This is a genomic window from Paenibacillus rubinfantis, from assembly GCF_001486505.1.
In the GTDB taxonomy this organism is placed as follows: Bacteria; Bacillota; Bacilli; order Paenibacillales; family Paenibacillaceae; genus Fontibacillus; species Fontibacillus rubinfantis.
This window is the reverse complement of sequence record NZ_LN909062.1, coordinates 266,091-282,342: the sequence shown is the minus strand read 5'-3', so window position 1 is coordinate 282,342 and position 16,252 is coordinate 266,091. Positions and strand designations below refer to the sequence as shown.

General features: G+C 52.4%; 16 protein-coding genes. 8 read left to right on the top strand and 8 right to left on the bottom strand.

Annotation, left to right across the window (positions count from 1 at the left end; all coding sequences use genetic code 11):
• Nucleotides 1-110: 110 nt before the first annotated feature.
• Entirely contained in the window at nucleotides 111-341 is a 231-nt protein-coding gene (locus BN3277_RS04685) for a hypothetical protein (protein ID WP_059041126.1), read from the bottom strand.
• Nucleotides 338-550 carry a YycC family protein gene (locus tag BN3277_RS04680; protein ID WP_059041125.1) on the bottom strand — a complete coding sequence of 71 codons (213 nt, stop codon included), beginning with the start codon at nucleotides 548-550 and terminating at the stop codon, nucleotides 338-340. The genes BN3277_RS04685 and BN3277_RS04680 overlap by 4 nt, the downstream gene beginning before the upstream one ends.
• 110 nt (nucleotides 551-660) lie before the next feature.
• Between BN3277_RS04680 and BN3277_RS04675 the strand changes: the two genes are divergently transcribed.
• A complete protein-coding gene (locus tag BN3277_RS04675; protein WP_059041124.1) occupies nucleotides 661-2,463 on the top strand; it encodes a M3 family oligoendopeptidase in 1,803 nt (600 codons plus the stop codon).
• A 199-nt stretch (nucleotides 2,464-2,662) separates the two neighbouring features.
• Nucleotides 2,663-3,079, top strand: a complete 417-nt coding sequence (locus BN3277_RS04670) for a hypothetical protein (RefSeq protein WP_059041123.1) — start codon at nucleotides 2,663-2,665, stop codon at nucleotides 3,077-3,079.
• 101 nt (nucleotides 3,080-3,180) lie between these two features.
• Here the strand turns inward: BN3277_RS04670 and BN3277_RS04665 are convergent, their stop codons facing one another.
• Both BN3277_RS04665 and BN3277_RS04660 read right to left on the bottom strand, forming a co-directional pair.
• Nucleotides 3,181-3,408: an alpha/beta-type small acid-soluble spore protein gene (locus BN3277_RS04665; RefSeq protein ID WP_059041122.1), complete on the bottom strand. Its 228-nt coding sequence runs from the start codon at nucleotides 3,406-3,408 to the stop codon at nucleotides 3,181-3,183.
• 173 nt (nucleotides 3,409-3,581) lie between these two features.
• The gene (locus BN3277_RS04660; RefSeq protein WP_059041121.1) at nucleotides 3,582-4,556 is read right to left on the bottom strand and encodes an aldose 1-epimerase; all 975 of its coding nucleotides are present in this window, start codon (nucleotides 4,554-4,556) and stop codon (nucleotides 3,582-3,584) included.
• 486 nt (nucleotides 4,557-5,042) lie between these two features.
• On the opposite strand from BN3277_RS04660, the gene trpS reads away from it, so the two are divergent.
• From trpS to BN3277_RS04645, 3 genes are all read left to right on the top strand, one after another.
• Entirely contained in the window at nucleotides 5,043-6,026 is a 984-nt protein-coding gene (trpS, locus tag BN3277_RS04655; protein WP_059041120.1) for a tryptophan--tRNA ligase, read from the top strand.
• 347 nt (nucleotides 6,027-6,373) lie between these two features.
• Nucleotides 6,374-7,312: a heme o synthase gene (gene cyoE / locus BN3277_RS04650; protein ID WP_059041119.1), complete on the top strand. Its 939-nt coding sequence runs from the start codon at nucleotides 6,374-6,376 to the stop codon at nucleotides 7,310-7,312.
• A 12-nt stretch (nucleotides 7,313-7,324) separates the two neighbouring features.
• The gene (locus BN3277_RS04645) at nucleotides 7,325-7,924 is read left to right on the top strand and encodes an SCO family protein (protein ID WP_059041118.1); all 600 of its coding nucleotides are present in this window, start codon (nucleotides 7,325-7,327) and stop codon (nucleotides 7,922-7,924) included.
• A gap of 91 nt (nucleotides 7,925-8,015) precedes the next feature.
• On the opposite strand, the gene BN3277_RS04640 is transcribed toward BN3277_RS04645, so the two are convergent.
• From BN3277_RS04640 to BN3277_RS04630, 4 genes are all read right to left on the bottom strand, one after another.
• Complete coding sequence (locus BN3277_RS04640) at nucleotides 8,016-8,375, bottom strand: toprim domain-containing protein (protein ID WP_059041117.1); 360 nt, start codon at nucleotides 8,373-8,375, stop codon at nucleotides 8,016-8,018.
• Nucleotides 8,376-8,507: 132 nt separating this feature from the next.
• Nucleotides 8,508-10,586 (bottom strand): serine hydrolase domain-containing protein, encoded by a 2,079-nt coding sequence (locus BN3277_RS04635; RefSeq protein ID WP_059041116.1) that lies wholly within the window; start codon nucleotides 10,584-10,586, stop codon nucleotides 8,508-8,510.
• Nucleotides 10,587-10,728: 142 nt separating this feature from the next.
• Nucleotides 10,729-10,848: a sporulation protein YjcZ gene (locus BN3277_RS25950; RefSeq protein ID WP_082691314.1), complete on the bottom strand. Its 120-nt coding sequence runs from the start codon at nucleotides 10,846-10,848 to the stop codon at nucleotides 10,729-10,731.
• Nucleotides 10,849-10,992: 144 nt separating this feature from the next.
• Nucleotides 10,993-12,162: an MFS transporter gene (locus BN3277_RS04630; protein ID WP_059041115.1), complete on the bottom strand. Its 1,170-nt coding sequence runs from the start codon at nucleotides 12,160-12,162 to the stop codon at nucleotides 10,993-10,995.
• A 199-nt stretch (nucleotides 12,163-12,361) separates the two neighbouring features.
• On the opposite strand from BN3277_RS04630, the gene BN3277_RS04625 reads away from it, so the two are divergent.
• From BN3277_RS04625 to BN3277_RS04615, 3 genes are all read left to right on the top strand, one after another.
• Nucleotides 12,362-12,805 carry a hypothetical protein gene (locus tag BN3277_RS04625; protein WP_059041114.1) on the top strand — a complete coding sequence of 148 codons (444 nt, stop codon included), beginning with the start codon at nucleotides 12,362-12,364 and terminating at the stop codon, nucleotides 12,803-12,805.
• Between the two features lie 39 nt (nucleotides 12,806-12,844).
• Nucleotides 12,845-14,005, top strand: a complete 1,161-nt coding sequence (locus tag BN3277_RS04620) for a transglutaminase domain-containing protein (RefSeq protein ID WP_059041113.1) — start codon at nucleotides 12,845-12,847, stop codon at nucleotides 14,003-14,005.
• Nucleotides 14,006-14,194: 189 nt separating this feature from the next.
• Nucleotides 14,195-16,237, top strand: a complete 2,043-nt coding sequence (locus BN3277_RS04615) for a peptidoglycan D,D-transpeptidase FtsI family protein (protein WP_059041203.1) — start codon at nucleotides 14,195-14,197, stop codon at nucleotides 16,235-16,237.
• Nucleotides 16,238-16,252 lie beyond the last annotated feature (15 nt).

Genomic DNA, 16,252 nt, shown 5'->3' with positions numbered 1-16,252 from the left:
AGCATACTCCGAGATCTTACATCAAGAAAGGCCGTCTCTGTAAGAAACGGCCTTTCTTTGCGTATCGGATTGCCCTTCGGACCTTGATTCAAGCACTAGGGCTGCTGGATTTACCGGACAACCGTATCGGTTAAGAGGTAATCGTTATCGCAGTCCAGCACATGAAGCTTGTTCCCGCAGCAGGGAAAGACCAGCAGTTTTTTCTTTCCTTCATGGATCGTCTTGAGCTCGCGGGGCTTCAGCGGCAGCAGCACGTTGCTGCTGGAGCAAAACGGGCACTCATGTACATAGACGTCCCCCATGACCACGTCATAAGGCCAGGACTGATTGAAGGGGATCATGAAGGATCGGGTTCTTGACCGGCTTGACCGGCTTGGCCTGAAGCCCCGGAGTCGGAATCGACAGATGGATGAGCTGCTTCCTCTTTGGCCAGTTCAGCGATTTTTTGCATCAGAATGTGCTGCGGCATATGCATAAGGTGCTCGATTGGCACTTTGAGTTTGGCGGCTAATTTCACGGCGGTATCCGCCGAAATTTGCAACGGTTTCATCGAAATCCCTCCTGTATTCTGTAGCGGCTATATAATAGTGCAACCCCTACTAGCATACACTGTTATCCCATAAGCCATCAATAATAACGATTCGGAAAGGAAGCGAACCTATGTCACGATTCGCAGGAACGATTCAACCCACTTGGGAATTGGAAACGATTTTTCCGGGAGGCTCTGCCTCCCCGGCGCTGCGCGATCATTTAGATGCTTTGGAACGGGATATTGCCACGTTCCGCGCCAAGCTGCAAGAACAAGAGGCCCCGTCCACCTTGGAGGAGACGAAGGCTTTGGACGGTTTGATCACGGATTTGCAAGCAGCGGCAGCCCGTCTGTATGAGGCGATCAGCTTTATTGGCTGCCTGACCGCTCAAGACCAGCACGATAAGAAGGCGGTCCAACTGGACGCTAGAGTCACCTCGCTAGGGGCTTCTTATAACAATGTCATGACGTTATTCTGGAACGTTCTCCGGTTAACGAACGATGAGGTTTGGGAAGCGTGGATGAAGCGGGAAGAAATCGCACCGATTTCCTTCATCCTCTCCGAGAAACGGGACCTGGCCCGGGAGAAGCTGGCACCGGAGCTCGAAAACCTGGTCTCTGACCTGGCCGTAGACGGCTACCATGGATGGGGTCAGCATTATGATACGATCGTCGCCAAGGTAGGTGTTCCCTTTGAAGAAGCCAATGGCGAAGTGAAGACGTTATCGGTGGGTCAAGCGGCCAATAAGCTGGACGATCCGGACCGGAACGTGAGGGAGCGCGTATTTGCGAGCTGGGAAGAAGCATGGACCCAATCGGAGGATTACTGTGCCGATACGCTGAATCGTCTGGCAGGGTTTCGGCTTAAATTATACGAGAAGCGCGGCTGGGATGACATTCTGAAGGAACCGCTGGCCATCAACCGGATGTCCAAAGCGACGCTGGATGCGATGTGGCAGGTGATCGTCGAGAATAAACCGAAGTTCGTCGCTTATCTGGAGCGCAAAGCCAAGCTGCTTGGCGTAGAGAAGCTGAGCTGGACCGATGTGGATTCCCCGCTGGGCCAAGCGTCTGGCCAAGTTACATATGAACAGGCAGCGGAGGACATCGTCCAGCAATTCGGTAATTTCAGTCCCAAACTGGCCGAGTTCGCCACGATGGCGTTTAACAAGCGCTGGATTGAGGCGGAGGACCGTCCGGGCAAACGCCCGGGGGGCTTCTGTACCTCCCTGCCGAAGAGCAAGCAGACGCGGATCTTTATGACGTTTGGCGGTACGGTATCTAACGTGTACACGCTGGCACATGAACTCGGGCATGCTTATCACCAGTATGTGATGGAAGAGCTGCCGATTTTCAACCAGGATTATGCGATGAATGTAGCGGAGACTGCATCAACGTTTGCTGAAATGATTCTGGCCGATGCTTTCGTGAAAAATGCGGCGAATGATCAGGAGAAAATCGTCCTGCTCGCCGATAAGGTACAAAATTCGGTCGCCTTCTTTATGAACATCCATGCCCGGTTCCTGTTTGAAACCCGCTTCTACGAGAAACGCCGGCAGGGGGTCCTGGATGCCGCTGAGTTGTCCGAGCTGATGGAGGAAGCGCAGCGGGAAGCCTTCCAGGGAGCGTTGGGCAGCTATCATCCACATTTCTGGGCATCCAAGCTGCATTTCTATATCACGGACGTGCCTTTTTATAATTTCCCTTATACCTTCGGGTATATGTTCAGCACCGGGATCTATGCGCTGGCACAACGTGAAGGCCAAAGCTTTGCGGCCAAGTATGATGCGCTTCTGCGGGATACCGGTCGGATGACGGTGGAAGAACTGGCCGCCAAGCATCTTGGTGTGGATTTAACCAAGCCGGATTTCTGGCGCGAAGCGATGGCGGTAAATGTGGCCGACGTCGATGCCTTTTTGGAACTAACCAAGTAACCCGCTTTCATAAATAGGCCCTCGAGAGAGGACCTATTTTCTTTGTTATTTTTTGTCGGATAGTGTAGAAAGTTCGATTCTCATTAGGTATAAATAACCAAATATGTAGCATATTGTTGATGCAAAGGAAATATTATCCTATAATGTGACATAAGCCCTATATCATAGGATGCAATCTTTGGGGGAAAGGTGGGAGAATATGCTGAGAGCTGAGCAAATTTCGCTCGTTCGGCAGATCGACATGGTTTTTAAGGAACTGGAGGAGGAGTTAGCGGGATTAACTTCCGGCACCGTATTTCTGCAGATCCGGAATAATACCGTCGGTAAATTTGGCATCCGCCACAATCCGATTGCGGGAAGGAACGGGCAGCTTTGTGAAGAAACGCACGGGTTAAATGCGGAACAGATCCGTTCTTTTCGGAGGATGGCGATCCAATCACTGCAGTTTAAGCGGTACTGGACGCATGGCGAAATCAGCTACGAATTCGCGCTGCGCCAAGGTGCCGTGGTGGTCGACGCGGTGATGGAATCGAACTATAACATGGCGAATTTGCTGATCCAGCGATATCCGCATAAGGATAACGGAACAAATACATACGGTAACCTGTCCTCCTAGGAGACAAAGTGATCATTTATCGATACTGATGGGTTTATGGGAAACAGGCGATCTGCTAAGCAGACCGCCTGTTTCTATAGAGGGTAATGGGAGAATGCAAGTTACAGGTTCGAACGACCCGACAATTGCTGCTCCGCCAGTTGAACCAAACGTTTCGTGATGTAGCCCCCAAGAGATCCGGTTTCACGGGAAGTATAGTTCCCATAGTAACCGTCTTGCGGAATTTGTACGCCCAATTCCTGAGCTGCTTCCATTTTCATTTGTTGCAGCGCAGCAGTTGCTTGAGGAACAATAAGGTTATTACGGCTTCCGCGGCTTTGACCTGCCATGTTTGTCACCTCCTTTGGCGTTTGTGATGTTAGTATGGTTTGTAGGGTGTAAAATATGCGGGGAATTACAAAGCTAGGGCAGTGGTAATTATTTCTTCTGGCCGAGAAACCGCACCAGAACGCAAAAAAACCGCCTTCCAGGGAAGGCGGAAATTTTGAAAAGAGGGTTGGAATCATCCGTTATTCGGATAGATCATCTCCAAGGAAAGCTTCAATTCCAGCGTCTGTTGCGGGGTAAGCTCAATCAGTCCGGTTTCGTTCGCCGGAAGCTTCAAGTTCGGGGCGTCCGGCAGCCAGGTATAGGGCTCGATGCAGAAAAATTGGTCCGCCTCGCCCTTCGAATAGATGACCCAAAATTTAAAATGTTCCGGGTCTGCTGTGTAGCGCAGCCCATAGCCGTCATTGCGCATCATCAGGGCTTCCACCGGTTTGTCGCCAATGCGCAGCATGGTATCGCAATTCACGCCTTGCAGATTCATGCCTTGGTTTAATGCATCCCAAATCCCCAGCGGCTTGGTTTCTCCGGTAGGGATATTCTCCTCATCGGAAACAAACAGATCCGTTACAGGCAACTGCAGGTTCCAGCGACCCGGCTCGCCGTCAATCATAAACCAGGTATGCAGTCCTAAACCGAAGGGAGCGGGATTTTGCCCCAGATGGGTAATCTTAAAGGTTTGCTGCAAGCTTGCCCCCTGCAGCCTAAGCGTCATCTCCAGTTTTAACGGCTCAGGATATTGCCGGATCCATTCCGGATCGTCGGAGGTCACGAATTCAGTGGTGACGGCGCAGCCATCATCATCTTCTTCAATATCGCTCACGCACCAGCTTTGCGTACGGTGCAAACCGTGGATGTGGTTATCGTTCGCCGTGTTGCGGTCGAACTGGTATTCTTGCCCGGCATATGTAAAATGCCCTCTGCGAATGCGCCCGGGGGGAGTTAAGAGCGGGATGCCGAAATGATAGGGCTTCTGCAAATAGAAATCAAGTTCGGTCTCTTCCGGATGACGCAGCACATCGCGCTGCTGGATGTTGTCCCATATGCGAATGACGTTATTTCCAAGGCGAGGTAGCAGCGTGACTTCAAGTTCGCGGCTATGTAAGATGTACGTATCGTAACCGTTCCATTGCCCTTTGGTCACCTTTTTCATATCGTTGCTCCTTTTCCCACATAATCAGTTCCTTTAAGCTAAGACTTATCATAACACTTTTTTCGTTGGACGAAAAATGGATTTGACACCGCCGCCGCCGCAATTTATGATGAAAGGCATAACGAGAATGCGTTGATGAGGGGAAGTAAGCGAAGTATCCGACCTACAGAAAGCCGGTGGTTGATGCGAACCGGAGGAGGAGCTTGCGCCGAATGGGCCTCGGAGCGCCGGGCTGAACGCAAGGGGCGGCAAGCACCTATTGTCAGTATGCCGGCCGGGGGAATCCACGTTACGGATTGGAAAGGCTGATGGTTGGAACAGGCGTGATTGAAGCGGTCTGTACGCTCTATCTATCGGCAAATAAGGGTGGCACCACGGTCTCACGTCCCTTGCGGACGTGGGGCCTTTTTGCATTGCGGCGGCTGCCCCCGCACGATCACCGACGCTCCACAGGAACCTTAACCATATGAAGGAGGAGTTATTGTCATGAAAAAAGTATTATCCGGTATCCAGCCCAGCGGGAAACTGACACTCGGCAATTACATCGGGGCCATCAAAAATTTCGTTACGCTGCAGCATGATCACGCCTGCAACTTTATGGTCGTGGATTTGCATGCGATCACCGTTCCGCAGGAGCCTGCCGCATTGGCGGAGCAATCCGAAGCGGTGGCGGCATTGTACATCGCCGCCGGAATCGATCCGAACAAAGCGAACGTATACCTGCAATCCCATGTGATGCAGCATGCGCAGCTCGGCTGGTTGCTGACGACGCTCACCTCGATGGGCGAACTGGAACGGATGACGCAGTTCAAAGACAAGTCGGCCGGCAAGGAATCTGTAGGGGCCGGGCTGTTCGTGTATCCCGCTTTGATGGCGGCGGACATTCTGATTTACAACGCCGACCTGGTGCCGGTTGGGGAAGACCAGAAGCAGCACCTGGAATTAACCCGCGATTTGGCTGGACGGTTTAACCACCGGTTCGGGGAGTACTTTACGCTGCCTGATCCTTACATTCCGGAAGTGGGGGCCCGGATTATGTCCTTGGACGACGCCTCCAAGAAGATGAGCAAAAGCAATCCGAACCCGGGCAGCTATATCGCAATGCTGGACACGCCGGACGAGATCCGCAAGAAGATCAGCCGGGCGACCACGGATTCGGGACGCGAAGTGAAATTTGATCCGGCGAGCAAACCGGAGGTCAGCAACCTGATTACGATTTACAGCCAATGCTCGGGACTTACGATCGCCGAGGTGGAGCAACGGTACGAAGGACAAATGTACGGGCCGTTCAAAAAAGACCTCGCCGAGGTTGTTGTCAGCGTACTCGAGCCGCTTCAGCAGCGTTACCGCGACATTCGCGAGTCCGGCGAGTTGCGCAGCATCTTGCGCCAAGGTGCCGAAAGAGCGTCCGAAATGGCGGAGAAGACGCTGCAGGATGTACAGCGTATGATGGGGTTTGTTGGGAGATAAACCGAATCTAGAACAGGAAAGGGTGTGCTTGAGGCAGGCATTTTGCCTCGGGCAGGCCCTTTTTTCAGTTTCCATCGTTCTCTCGTCATTTGGAGGGGGACAAAATTACGGTGCAGGGGGACACTTAAATAACCTTACGGATGAAAGCCGCCGGACGCGTCCGGCGGCTTTTGTGTCACTAAATTGTCAAAGTTCACCGGCGATATTCCATCGATTGTCAAACACTTCTGCGTTTTGATATGATAAAGTTTATAGCGAGAGGGTTAATTTGTTGAAAATTTTATGAATTATCGATATAGATACACCTAAACTAACCCTATTCCAATTGTAGGAGGATTGAATCGCGCGTGGACAAACCATTAAGTGTTCAGGCTTCTGCGGAATCCGCTGCGTTGTCCGTGAGACCTACTCCTCCGGGAGAGACGGCGACTTGGAAAGATTTCATCGCCTTGACGAAACCGGGCATTTTGCGTTCGAATTTGATTGCCGCGTTTGCCGGGTTCTGGGTGGCTTCCCGCTGGGAGCTTGATTATATTCAACTGATTGTCATGCTGCTGGGCACGGCGCTGGTGATGGCGTCGTCCTGTGTTTTTAACAATTATTTCGACCGGGAAATGGATACGAAGATGGCGCGGACGAAGAATCGCGCCCTGCCTACGGGAAAATTGTCTCCGAAGACGGTACTGTGGTATGCGGTAATCTTAGGCATCTTGGGTTTAACCGTGTTGTTTGTCTTCTCCGGACCGCTGGCTGGGGTGTTTGGCGTAGTAGGCATGTTTGTTTACGTGGTTGTCTACACACTTTGGCTCAAACGCAGTTCGACCTGGAGCACCTCGATTGGTGCGATTTCCGGCGCCATGCCGCCCGTGATCGGTTATGTTGCCGCTTCGGGCCACGTTGATCTCGGTGCCTGGATGTTGTTCGCTTTGCTGTTCCTGTGGCAACCGCCTCACTTCTGGGCGCTGGGGATTCGCCGTACAGAGGAATACCGGGCAGCCGGCTTTCCGTTGCTGCCTGTTGTCAAAGGCATCCCGCGGACGAAGGTACAGATGATTCCTTATCTCGTCTTGCTGATTCCGATTCCGATTCTAATGTATGCCTACGGTTACACCGGCGTTTGGTTCCTGGTTATCGGTACCCTTCTGTCGGTAGCTTGGCTGTTGATGTCACTGCAGGGATTCCGGGCGAAGGATAACGATGCATGGGCGAAAAAGGTCTTTCTATTTTCGGTCAACTATTTAACGATTGCCTTAATCGTGATGATTTTGGATACGGTAAGGCTGTAATGGGGGATGGGCATGGCGGTGTTGAAGAAATATAAATGGACTTGGATTTTGCTGGCGATTTGCGCTATTCTGGCCGGGTACCTGTTGTGGACGACGTATGCCAAAACCAAGCTGCCGGTGATTCGTCCTGTCGCCGATTTTAGCATGGAGAACGTGGATGGCAAGACCGTAACGTTGCAGGATACGAACGGCAAGGTCCGGTTGTTTTATTTCTTCTTTGCGAATTGCCCCGATGTTTGCCCGATTACGACCTTCCGACTGAGCCAGGTACAGGATATTTTGAAGGAAAAAGGCCTGTTCGGCAAAGAGGCTTCCATCGTATCGATCACGTTTGATCCAGAGCGCGACACGCTGGAGAACGTGAAGGCGTTTGGCGATAAATTTAAGGCGGATTATGCCGGATGGTATTTCTTGCGCGGGGATCAGCAGAAGACGATCGATCTGGCGATGGATTCGTTTAAGATCCTGATTAATCAGGACGCGGACGGTAATTTCGTGCATATGGATCTGATCGGTCTCGTCGACCGCGATGGCCAGCTGCGGGAAATTTACCGGCCTGAGGCAACGCCGGACGAAATCGCCGCAGGTGTTGTGGATCTGGTGAAGGAGTAGCGGAGCGTAGGTAGATCCTACGTGAGCAACGGAGCGACCGTCTGAATTCAAGATTCGATGTCGAATAGACATCTTTGAAATGACATCGCGATCAAAAGCCGTAGTAGGGGGCCGGTGTTGGGGGATACAGAATGTACTCCTCCAGCCCGGCTTTTTCTAATTGCGCGATGAGATATTCGTCAGGCGTCCCTTCCACGCCGGCATAACCCCGTCGGGTATAGATTTGCACCGCATCGGGAAAAGCGTCCCGCAGCACGCCGCGAATACGTTTGCCGGAAGGATCATTGTCGAGGAACAGGAATAGCTCATCGTCCTTGACCTTTTTGCGCAAGCTTTCCAGCTTCTCGTTGTTTAACGTGCCAAATGTGCAATAAATCTGGACTTCTTCGTTAAGCAGGCGCCGCAGCTTGCTGCGGTCGTTCTTGCCTTCCACGATGATGCTGATCGACAAAAGAATCCCCTCCCGGGTCTAGAAGCGTAATAAACCAAGCTGTGGTTGTTACGCTTCTAGTTTATACCCGGCAGGGGATCTCATGCAAAACAGGTAAAAATGAAGAAAATTAGGGCAGAAATCGATTCGAATTTATTTCAGTTCAATCTCGAAACGGGATCCCGGATCTCCGATCAACACGATCGTCCCGTTTTCAGGCAGCTTCACTTCGTTGTTTCCGCTGACCACCGAGAAGTTCACGCATACTCCGGCGGCATCGTATACCGCAAAGGAGGCTTTGGCCGGCAATTCGACAGTGATTGTTTTTCCGGCGGCTTTGGCTGGAACGGTATACCAGCGAGCTTGCTCCGACGGACGCAAGGTCACCGATGATTTTTTGCCAGGGTACAGCTCCTTGACTTGATCTCCGCTCAAGTACAAGGAACCAGCGGCTTCCAGGTATTCGCTCCCCGCTTGGGTGAAGAAGCGGTACTCCGCCAAGTCACGGCTTCCTGTGGTCGGAATCTGATGCTTGCCCATCAGCGAATCGGGGCCTGTAATTTGTTTATCCAACACGTAGCCGGGCAGGCTGTCGGTCCGGGTCATTTGGACGGTTGGCAGCATGATGAAGTAGGCGATCGAGCTGTATTTTTCCGATACCAGGAAATAGGACTTCCCGTCGCGCTGCTTCCAGGCCGCCTCAACGTCCGGCGTAAGCGCGTTCTCTTCCAGCTTCTCTGCAGAGTAAAAACTCAAAGCCAGCTGTCCCAACTCAGGAACCGTAGCGTATTGTCTTTCCCACAGATAGGTACGTCCGTTCTTCTCCTTCACAAAGCTGACCTTCAGCGAACCGTCTTCGCTGACAAAAGTCCCATCCTTCGTGTACACCAGCTTGGGAAGTCCCAAGGATTCCCCTGGTGCGAACGGGGACGTGATGTTGATTTCGCCATCGGCTACATCGATGCGGATCAACTGGTTGGTTGCCCCGTAAAATCCGCTGTACTCCGTTAACTCTTCCGGCATGGTTGCTTGTTCCGGGGTACCAAAGGATTTCGCCGGCTTCCGTTCTTTAATCGTGCCATTATCCTGCAGCGCCTGAAGCAGCAATTCATTGGCGAGCAGTTGGTTCAACGAGCTGGAGCCGCCGGAGGACAGGACGGCCGCAGCCATATTCTGTTCCGGCAAAACGACGAGCTCGGCGTGGTACAGGATCGTATCTCCGCCTTTGGCCAAGGCTTGGATGCCATACTCATTGAAAGGGAACAACCTCATGCTATCCCAGCCAAGTCCGAAATCGAAGCTATTGTCGGTGTCCTTCGGCCAAACGCCCCGTTTGTATTCCGGCTGAGCCATCGCGATGGCCGCTTTCTCGGACAGGATATCCTCCGCTTCGCCCGTAAACAAGCCGGCGAATTTCACAAGATCTTCGGCGGTTGAGTAGATGCCCCCTGTTCCGATCACATTAACCGTCTCATTCGGTAATTGTTCCGTAACTCCAGGCGTATAGATTGCGGCAAGCTTGCTTACGTCTAGTTCGTCCTGCGACGTCAGCGTATGCTTCAGGCCCAACGGCTCGGTAAATTCCTTGTGGATATAGCTGGTGAAATCCATGCCGCTGACGCGCTCAACCAAGAGTTCCGCCAGCGTAAATCCGTCATTGCTGTAAACCGAATACGCGCCCGGGTCGGCCTTCAGGGACTGATCGGCCAGTTGGTCGAGCAGCGTATCATGTGCATAAGGGTCATTGTCCTCAAACAAAAACGCGTTGGTGAGGCTGGAACCCTGAAGTCCGGAGGAATGGTTCAGCAGCATGCGCGGCGTGATTTGCTTATATCGCTCGTCTTTCATTTTGAATTCCGCTATGTAATTCACTAAAGGCGTATCCAGATTGATTTTGCCTTGGTCCACCAGTTTCATGACCGCAGCGGTCGTAAACATTTTACTGGTCGAACCAATACCGTACATCGTTTCGGGGGTTAGCGGGATGTTTCCGTCAGTGTCGTTGGTACCGGTTGCTCCAGAAACGATGATCTTGCCATTGTCCACCAAGGCGTACTGGACGCTTGTTGTTCCGTAAGTGGTGGTGAGCAATGCGGCCTTCGCGGCAGCGATCTCCTCCAAGCTTTGCGGTGCGGCGTTGGTTTCGGTCGCTTCGGCGGCCATGGCGCCGGTCGGCATCAGCAGTGTAAGAGCAAGGAAGATGGCAAGAAGCGCGTTTCGTTTTTTCTTCAAACTAAAACCTCCCTAAAATTTGATATACCTTTTAGTACGTTAACAGAGCGGGGAAGGGTTCAACTTTTTCGGAAACGCTTTTAACGCACACCGGCCTGCCGAAGGGCAGACCGGTGTGCAGGGGTAAGATTAGTTATAGAGATTAGTAAAGAGGAGCACGGAGGATGATTACCAGCAAAATGTACAGCACGAGGATCGTCCCCGTTGATGTCCAGAAGCCATAACCAGGACCTACCGGTCCGCAATTATCAACGCCACCCATCTATGTTCACCCCGCTTTCAACATGATCGGTTATCGGTTACTACACGATCATCTTATGTGGGAGCATGCCCTGTAGTCTGTGCTGCAGCCTAAAGACGGGATGAAATATCCGGGGCACCTGTCCCCAATTCTAAAGACCCTGAATCAGTGGTGTCCGGTGCCGGCGCCAACCGGGGGCGGGAGGGTTCCAGCGTACTTTTTTGGCGGCACGAGAATGATGGTTAACATCAGGATGAAGAAAGCCAGAAAATAAGGAGAATGCGACCCGTGGATCGCTCCCGCGGTAATCGGGCCGATAAAGGAACCCAGCGACATGGCGATCGATTGCAGCGAAAACACGGTACCGAGCCGCTTTCCACCGCTTAAATCGATAAATAACGAAGCGATGGCCGGAAATACCACCCCTTTCGCCATCCCCAAAGCAAACAGCGATACGGGGAGCGGAATAAATTCCAGGGCGGCCATGGCGAAGAAGGATAAGGCGATCCCCAGGATACCAAGGCCCGCTCTCAGATAAGGCGAATATTTGCTCAAAAACAACATGGACAACGTCACGAGCGCCCCTAAGCTGATAATGGAAAAATAGAGTCCCGTATGCAGGATGCCCTCTGTCCCGCCAGCTTGCAGCGGCAGCTCAAAAAATAAAATGCCCTGCGAGCAGGCAACGGCGAGCGGCAACAAGTAATAGCGAAGGGGGATGACGTTGATTTTGACCGGCACCTGTGCCTTGGCCGTTCCCGATGGGGTTAGGCCTTCGGCTAACATCCGAGAGGGTTCCTTGATAGTAAACATGGCGATGATCCCCGTCGAAATCAGCAGCCAGCCCAGCATCTGAAACGTGATCGTGTAGCCGGATTGGGCGACCAGAAAAGCGCCGGCGGCCGGCGATACGACGGAAGCGACGGTATGCATCACCCCGTGACCGGCCATCAGCTTGCCCTGCTGCACCGGATTTTTGGACAGTGAGGCGAGCATCGCCAGACAGGCTGGAGATAAGAAGGCCAGCACAAACCCGCTGATCGAGCGCAACACGAGCAGCTGCCATGGCTCTGTGACATGGGCTTGAAACAGCAGGATCGCCCCGGCGGTCAGCAGGCTGAAGATCATGTACCCCTTGCTGCCGTGGCGATCAACGCCCTGGCCGGCAAGCAGGTTGCCCGGCAAATGCGTCAGCGCATAGATGCCCATCATCCAACCGATGAACGTGGGCGCAGCTCCGAGCGACAAAGCAAACGGAGTCAGGATCGGGTACTGGGCGTGCAGATCAAAGAAAGCCAGAAACATAAAGAAGTACAGCCAGAAGGCGATTTTCACGCGTCGCCCCTCCTTTTTGTGAAATGAACCGTTGTTACTACTTGTACGCTTCCCGGGACGAACTTATTACCACGGCTGACCATCATGAAGTAGAGACATTCGGGCCATCCCGTGTTGGGGTTAAGCTGACATGGCCTTGGGCCATCATGTATAATGGGATTGAATTAAAATTAAGGAAATCAAAGGTGGAGGTTTCATCATGTTTGATGTACAAGTATGGACCGAATTTCTGAAAGAAAACTGGCTGGTGATCGTTGTAGCGCTGGTCATTCTATTCCTTGTGCTGAATTTCGTCAGAACGGTCGTGAAATGGGCGCTGGTGCTGGTCATCGCCGCATTTATCATCATTTACAGCGGCATCACGATGAAAGACATCGGAGATGCGGTAACTACGGTTAAAGAACAAGCCCTCGACATCAGCAAAACCGAAGCGTTGAACATGATGAAAAACGAAGCGAAGGAAGCCGAGCTGACGCAAAATCCGGACGGGACGTTCATCATTACGACCCCAAACCTGGAAGTGGTTGGACAAGCGGGCAGCGATAAAGTGAAGGTATCTTTCCGCGGAGTCTCGCTGGGGGAATGGTCGATGAACGATACGCTGGAGGCATTTATCCAGGAAGCGAAACGGAATTCCCAGTAAAGTAGGTCATTACACACCCAGATTTGAACGGAGGAGCTCATGAAGTTGGACGTAACGACATTGCTGCAAACCTTAAGCGAATACAACTGGATCACCGTGTTGTTGCTGGTCGTATTGCTCGGCTCAGTACTGCAAGGATTGGTACGCGGCGCCTCCCGCTCGGCAGGCCGTCTGTTCGCGCTGCTTAGCGGAGGCGTGTTATCGCTGGTTGGCATCGCGATTGCCGTCCCGTTAACGATGTGGGCTTCGCCGAAGGTTCAGGTTTGGCTGTCGGCGCTGCCGTTGCCAGAGCGGGAGTTGGCCCGTTGGGAGCAGGTGATGTATACACTAGTGATGGCGGTGCGGGATTTTCCGCTGATGCGGTTCGCCGTTGTATTCCTTCTGCTCTATTGGCTCATCCGTACCTTAGCCGGCTTCGCGATGCTGTTCTTCCGCGGGGGAAGCGGCCTGTTTGGCTGGCTGTTCTCCGGCGGAGATCGTCCGGCTTCTTTGCTTAGCCGCCTGACCGGGGCCGGGATTGGCGCGGTGATTGGGGCGGCGCGTTGTCTGATGCTGATCGCCTTGCTCTTTATCGCCGTGACACTGTATCCGAACAGCGGGTTCAGCCGCTACGTCGAAGCGTCCCCGGTATATCAGCAGGGGGCAAGAACGGTGATTGAGCCGCTTACCGGGAATTTGATCAAGGAGAAGCTGCCGGTGTTCACCCGCAGTGTGGAAGCCGAGCTTGGCAGTATCCTGCAGCAGAAATATGAGGTTATTGATGCCAACATTCCCGAGTCCATCGAGCTGGCCGCGGCGGAAATTGCCAAAGACGCCGATACCGATGAGGAGAAAGCCCGCCGGCTGTACAATTGGGTTGGGACAAGGGTGTCATACGATTACGATAAAGTGAAAGACTATGAGGAAGAAGGCATCTGGCACGAGCAAACCCCGCAAATGACGTTTGATACGAAACGCGGCGTTTGCATCGATTATTCGCGGCTCTACGCCGTGATGGCGAGATCCGTGGGCCTTCAGGTGAAGGTCGTGACCGGCCTTGGTTACGACGGCCAGGGCGGTTATGGACCGCATGCCTGGAACGAGGTGTATCTGTCCGAGAAGAACATCTGGGTTCCTCTCGACTCCACTTGGGCCAAGAGCGGCGATTGGTTTAATCCGCCGGCCTTCAGCGAAACCCACGTCCCCGACAAACTCATATAAATGGTATCGCTCAGAGAAGCGATATCGACGAAAATTGCTGGTAAAGAGGTGTAACTTCACCGTGCCTTATTTCGTTATGGTACTATAGAGTAGGTTGTCACCCATGACTCATGATTTAAGGGATAGAAAGTAGGGAAACACACCTTGAAAAGCGCTTATGTGAAAGATGCTCAAGATCAGGAAATTGCTATGCAACGCCATTTTAATATACGGTTGAATATGTTTTTCTTTAGTGCTTTTGCCATTTTTACCGTGATTATTGTTCGCCTCGCCATCTTGCAGTTCGTGGAAGGGCCAACCTTGTCCCAGCAGGAGAGCAATCTCCGGGTGAAGGACGTGCCGTTATCTCCGACCCGAGGGACGATTTATGCGGCTGGGGGCGAGAAGTTAGCCTACTCCACGCCGGTCCAATCGCTCTATATCACTCTGCAGAAGGACTATAGCAACGCAACGGAAAAAGGAAAAACCAATCGTCCGGAAGCTTTGGCTTTGGCCAAAAAGCTGAAGGAGGTTTTTGATAAATTCGGTACGCCGGACACGAAAATGTCGGAAGAGGACATCATCAAAGCGATGGATCTTGATTACCGGCAAAACAATGGATTTACGCCCCGTCGGATCAAGATTGACCTGACGGCCGCGGAGGTTGCCTATTTCCTGGAACGGAAAAGCGATTTTCCGGGGATCGATATCGTGGAGGAGAGTATTCGTCACTACGACCCCGATACCGTAGCCGTTCAAACGATCGGCTATATCAAGAAATATAAAGGTGCTTCCACATCCCTTGAGAAGTACAAGCAGATTCGAGAATCAAACAACGATGATCCGGCCATGCAATATACGGAAACCGAGGACGTTGGTTACGATGGTCTGGAGCTATTTTACCAAGATGAACTCCGCGGGAAGAACGGATACAAGAGTGTACCCATCGATCCACGGAACATGGCCACAGGGATCGCGGAGATAACGCCGCCGGAAAAAGGCCATGATCTCCACACAACGATCAACAAGAACATCCAAATGATTGCCGAACAGGCGATTCTCGATCAAATCGAATGGGTGCATACCCATCCGGTGTCCGGCAAGGTCCATCCGAATGCCAAAACCGGCTATGCCGTGGCGATGGAAGTAGAGACCGGCAACGTCGTAGCCATGGCCAGCATGCCGGACTACGATACGAACGTATGGCAATCCGGCGGCGTATCCGCAGATAATTGGAGTCAAATCTCTTCGAACTACCAGAACGGGACGATCACGCCAATCAGTTCCGGACGGTCGGGACATAACATGGAGTCCGTTATCTTGCTGGGTTCCACGGTTAAACCATTATCGGTGTTGATCGGATTAAACGAAGGTTTGTTTACGACGAGCACTTATTATCCTGACTCGGGGATTGCTTATTTCGGGAGAAACGATTCTGCCAGCGTCCGCAACTCCCAGCGTCATGCTTATGGCTCGATCGATCCAGCCAGCGCGATCCGTCATTCCTCAAACACGTTTATGGTCGATATGGTTGGCGAGAGACTCTATAACAAATACGGTTCCAAAGGCATTGAGATTTGGGACAGCTACATGAAGCAATTTGGTCTCGGGATTTCAACCGGCGTGGACCTGCCCAATGAATATTTGGGCAAACTGGAGTATACAAATGAATCGGAGACGGCATTATCCCGACTCGCGTATGCCTCCTTTGGACAGCAAGGGAAATACACCGCGATGCAGCTCGCTCAATATACAACAACTTTGGCAACGCGGGGCAAACGTATGGAACCGCACCTCGTCAGCAAAATCACCGACACGGACGGCAATATCGTCAAGGAATTTAAGCCGGTTGTCCTGAATGAGGTCAACTTTAACAACGCTTACTGGAAAGAGGTCATTAGCGGGATGGAGACCGAGGTCTCCTTTGCCTTCTCGGGTTTCCCCTACGACTTTGCTAGAAAAACCGGGACCTCGGAGCAGTGGGCCGACGGAGCTAACCGCGATAACGGCGTATTTATCGCTTTCGCGCCGCGGGAGAACCCGAAATTGGCGGTGGCGGTCGTAATTCCGGAAGGTGGGTTTGGTGCCTACAGTGCCGCTCCGGTCGCCCGCAAAATCTTCGATGCGTATGACCAGGAATATGGCCTGGATGGGATCCCGAAGAAAACGAAAAATCAACAGCAGCAACAGAATGGGAATACCTCATCTGACTCAACCAAGCAAAACGAAGATAACGGGAACCAAACCGAGTAAATGAATCCTCAATTG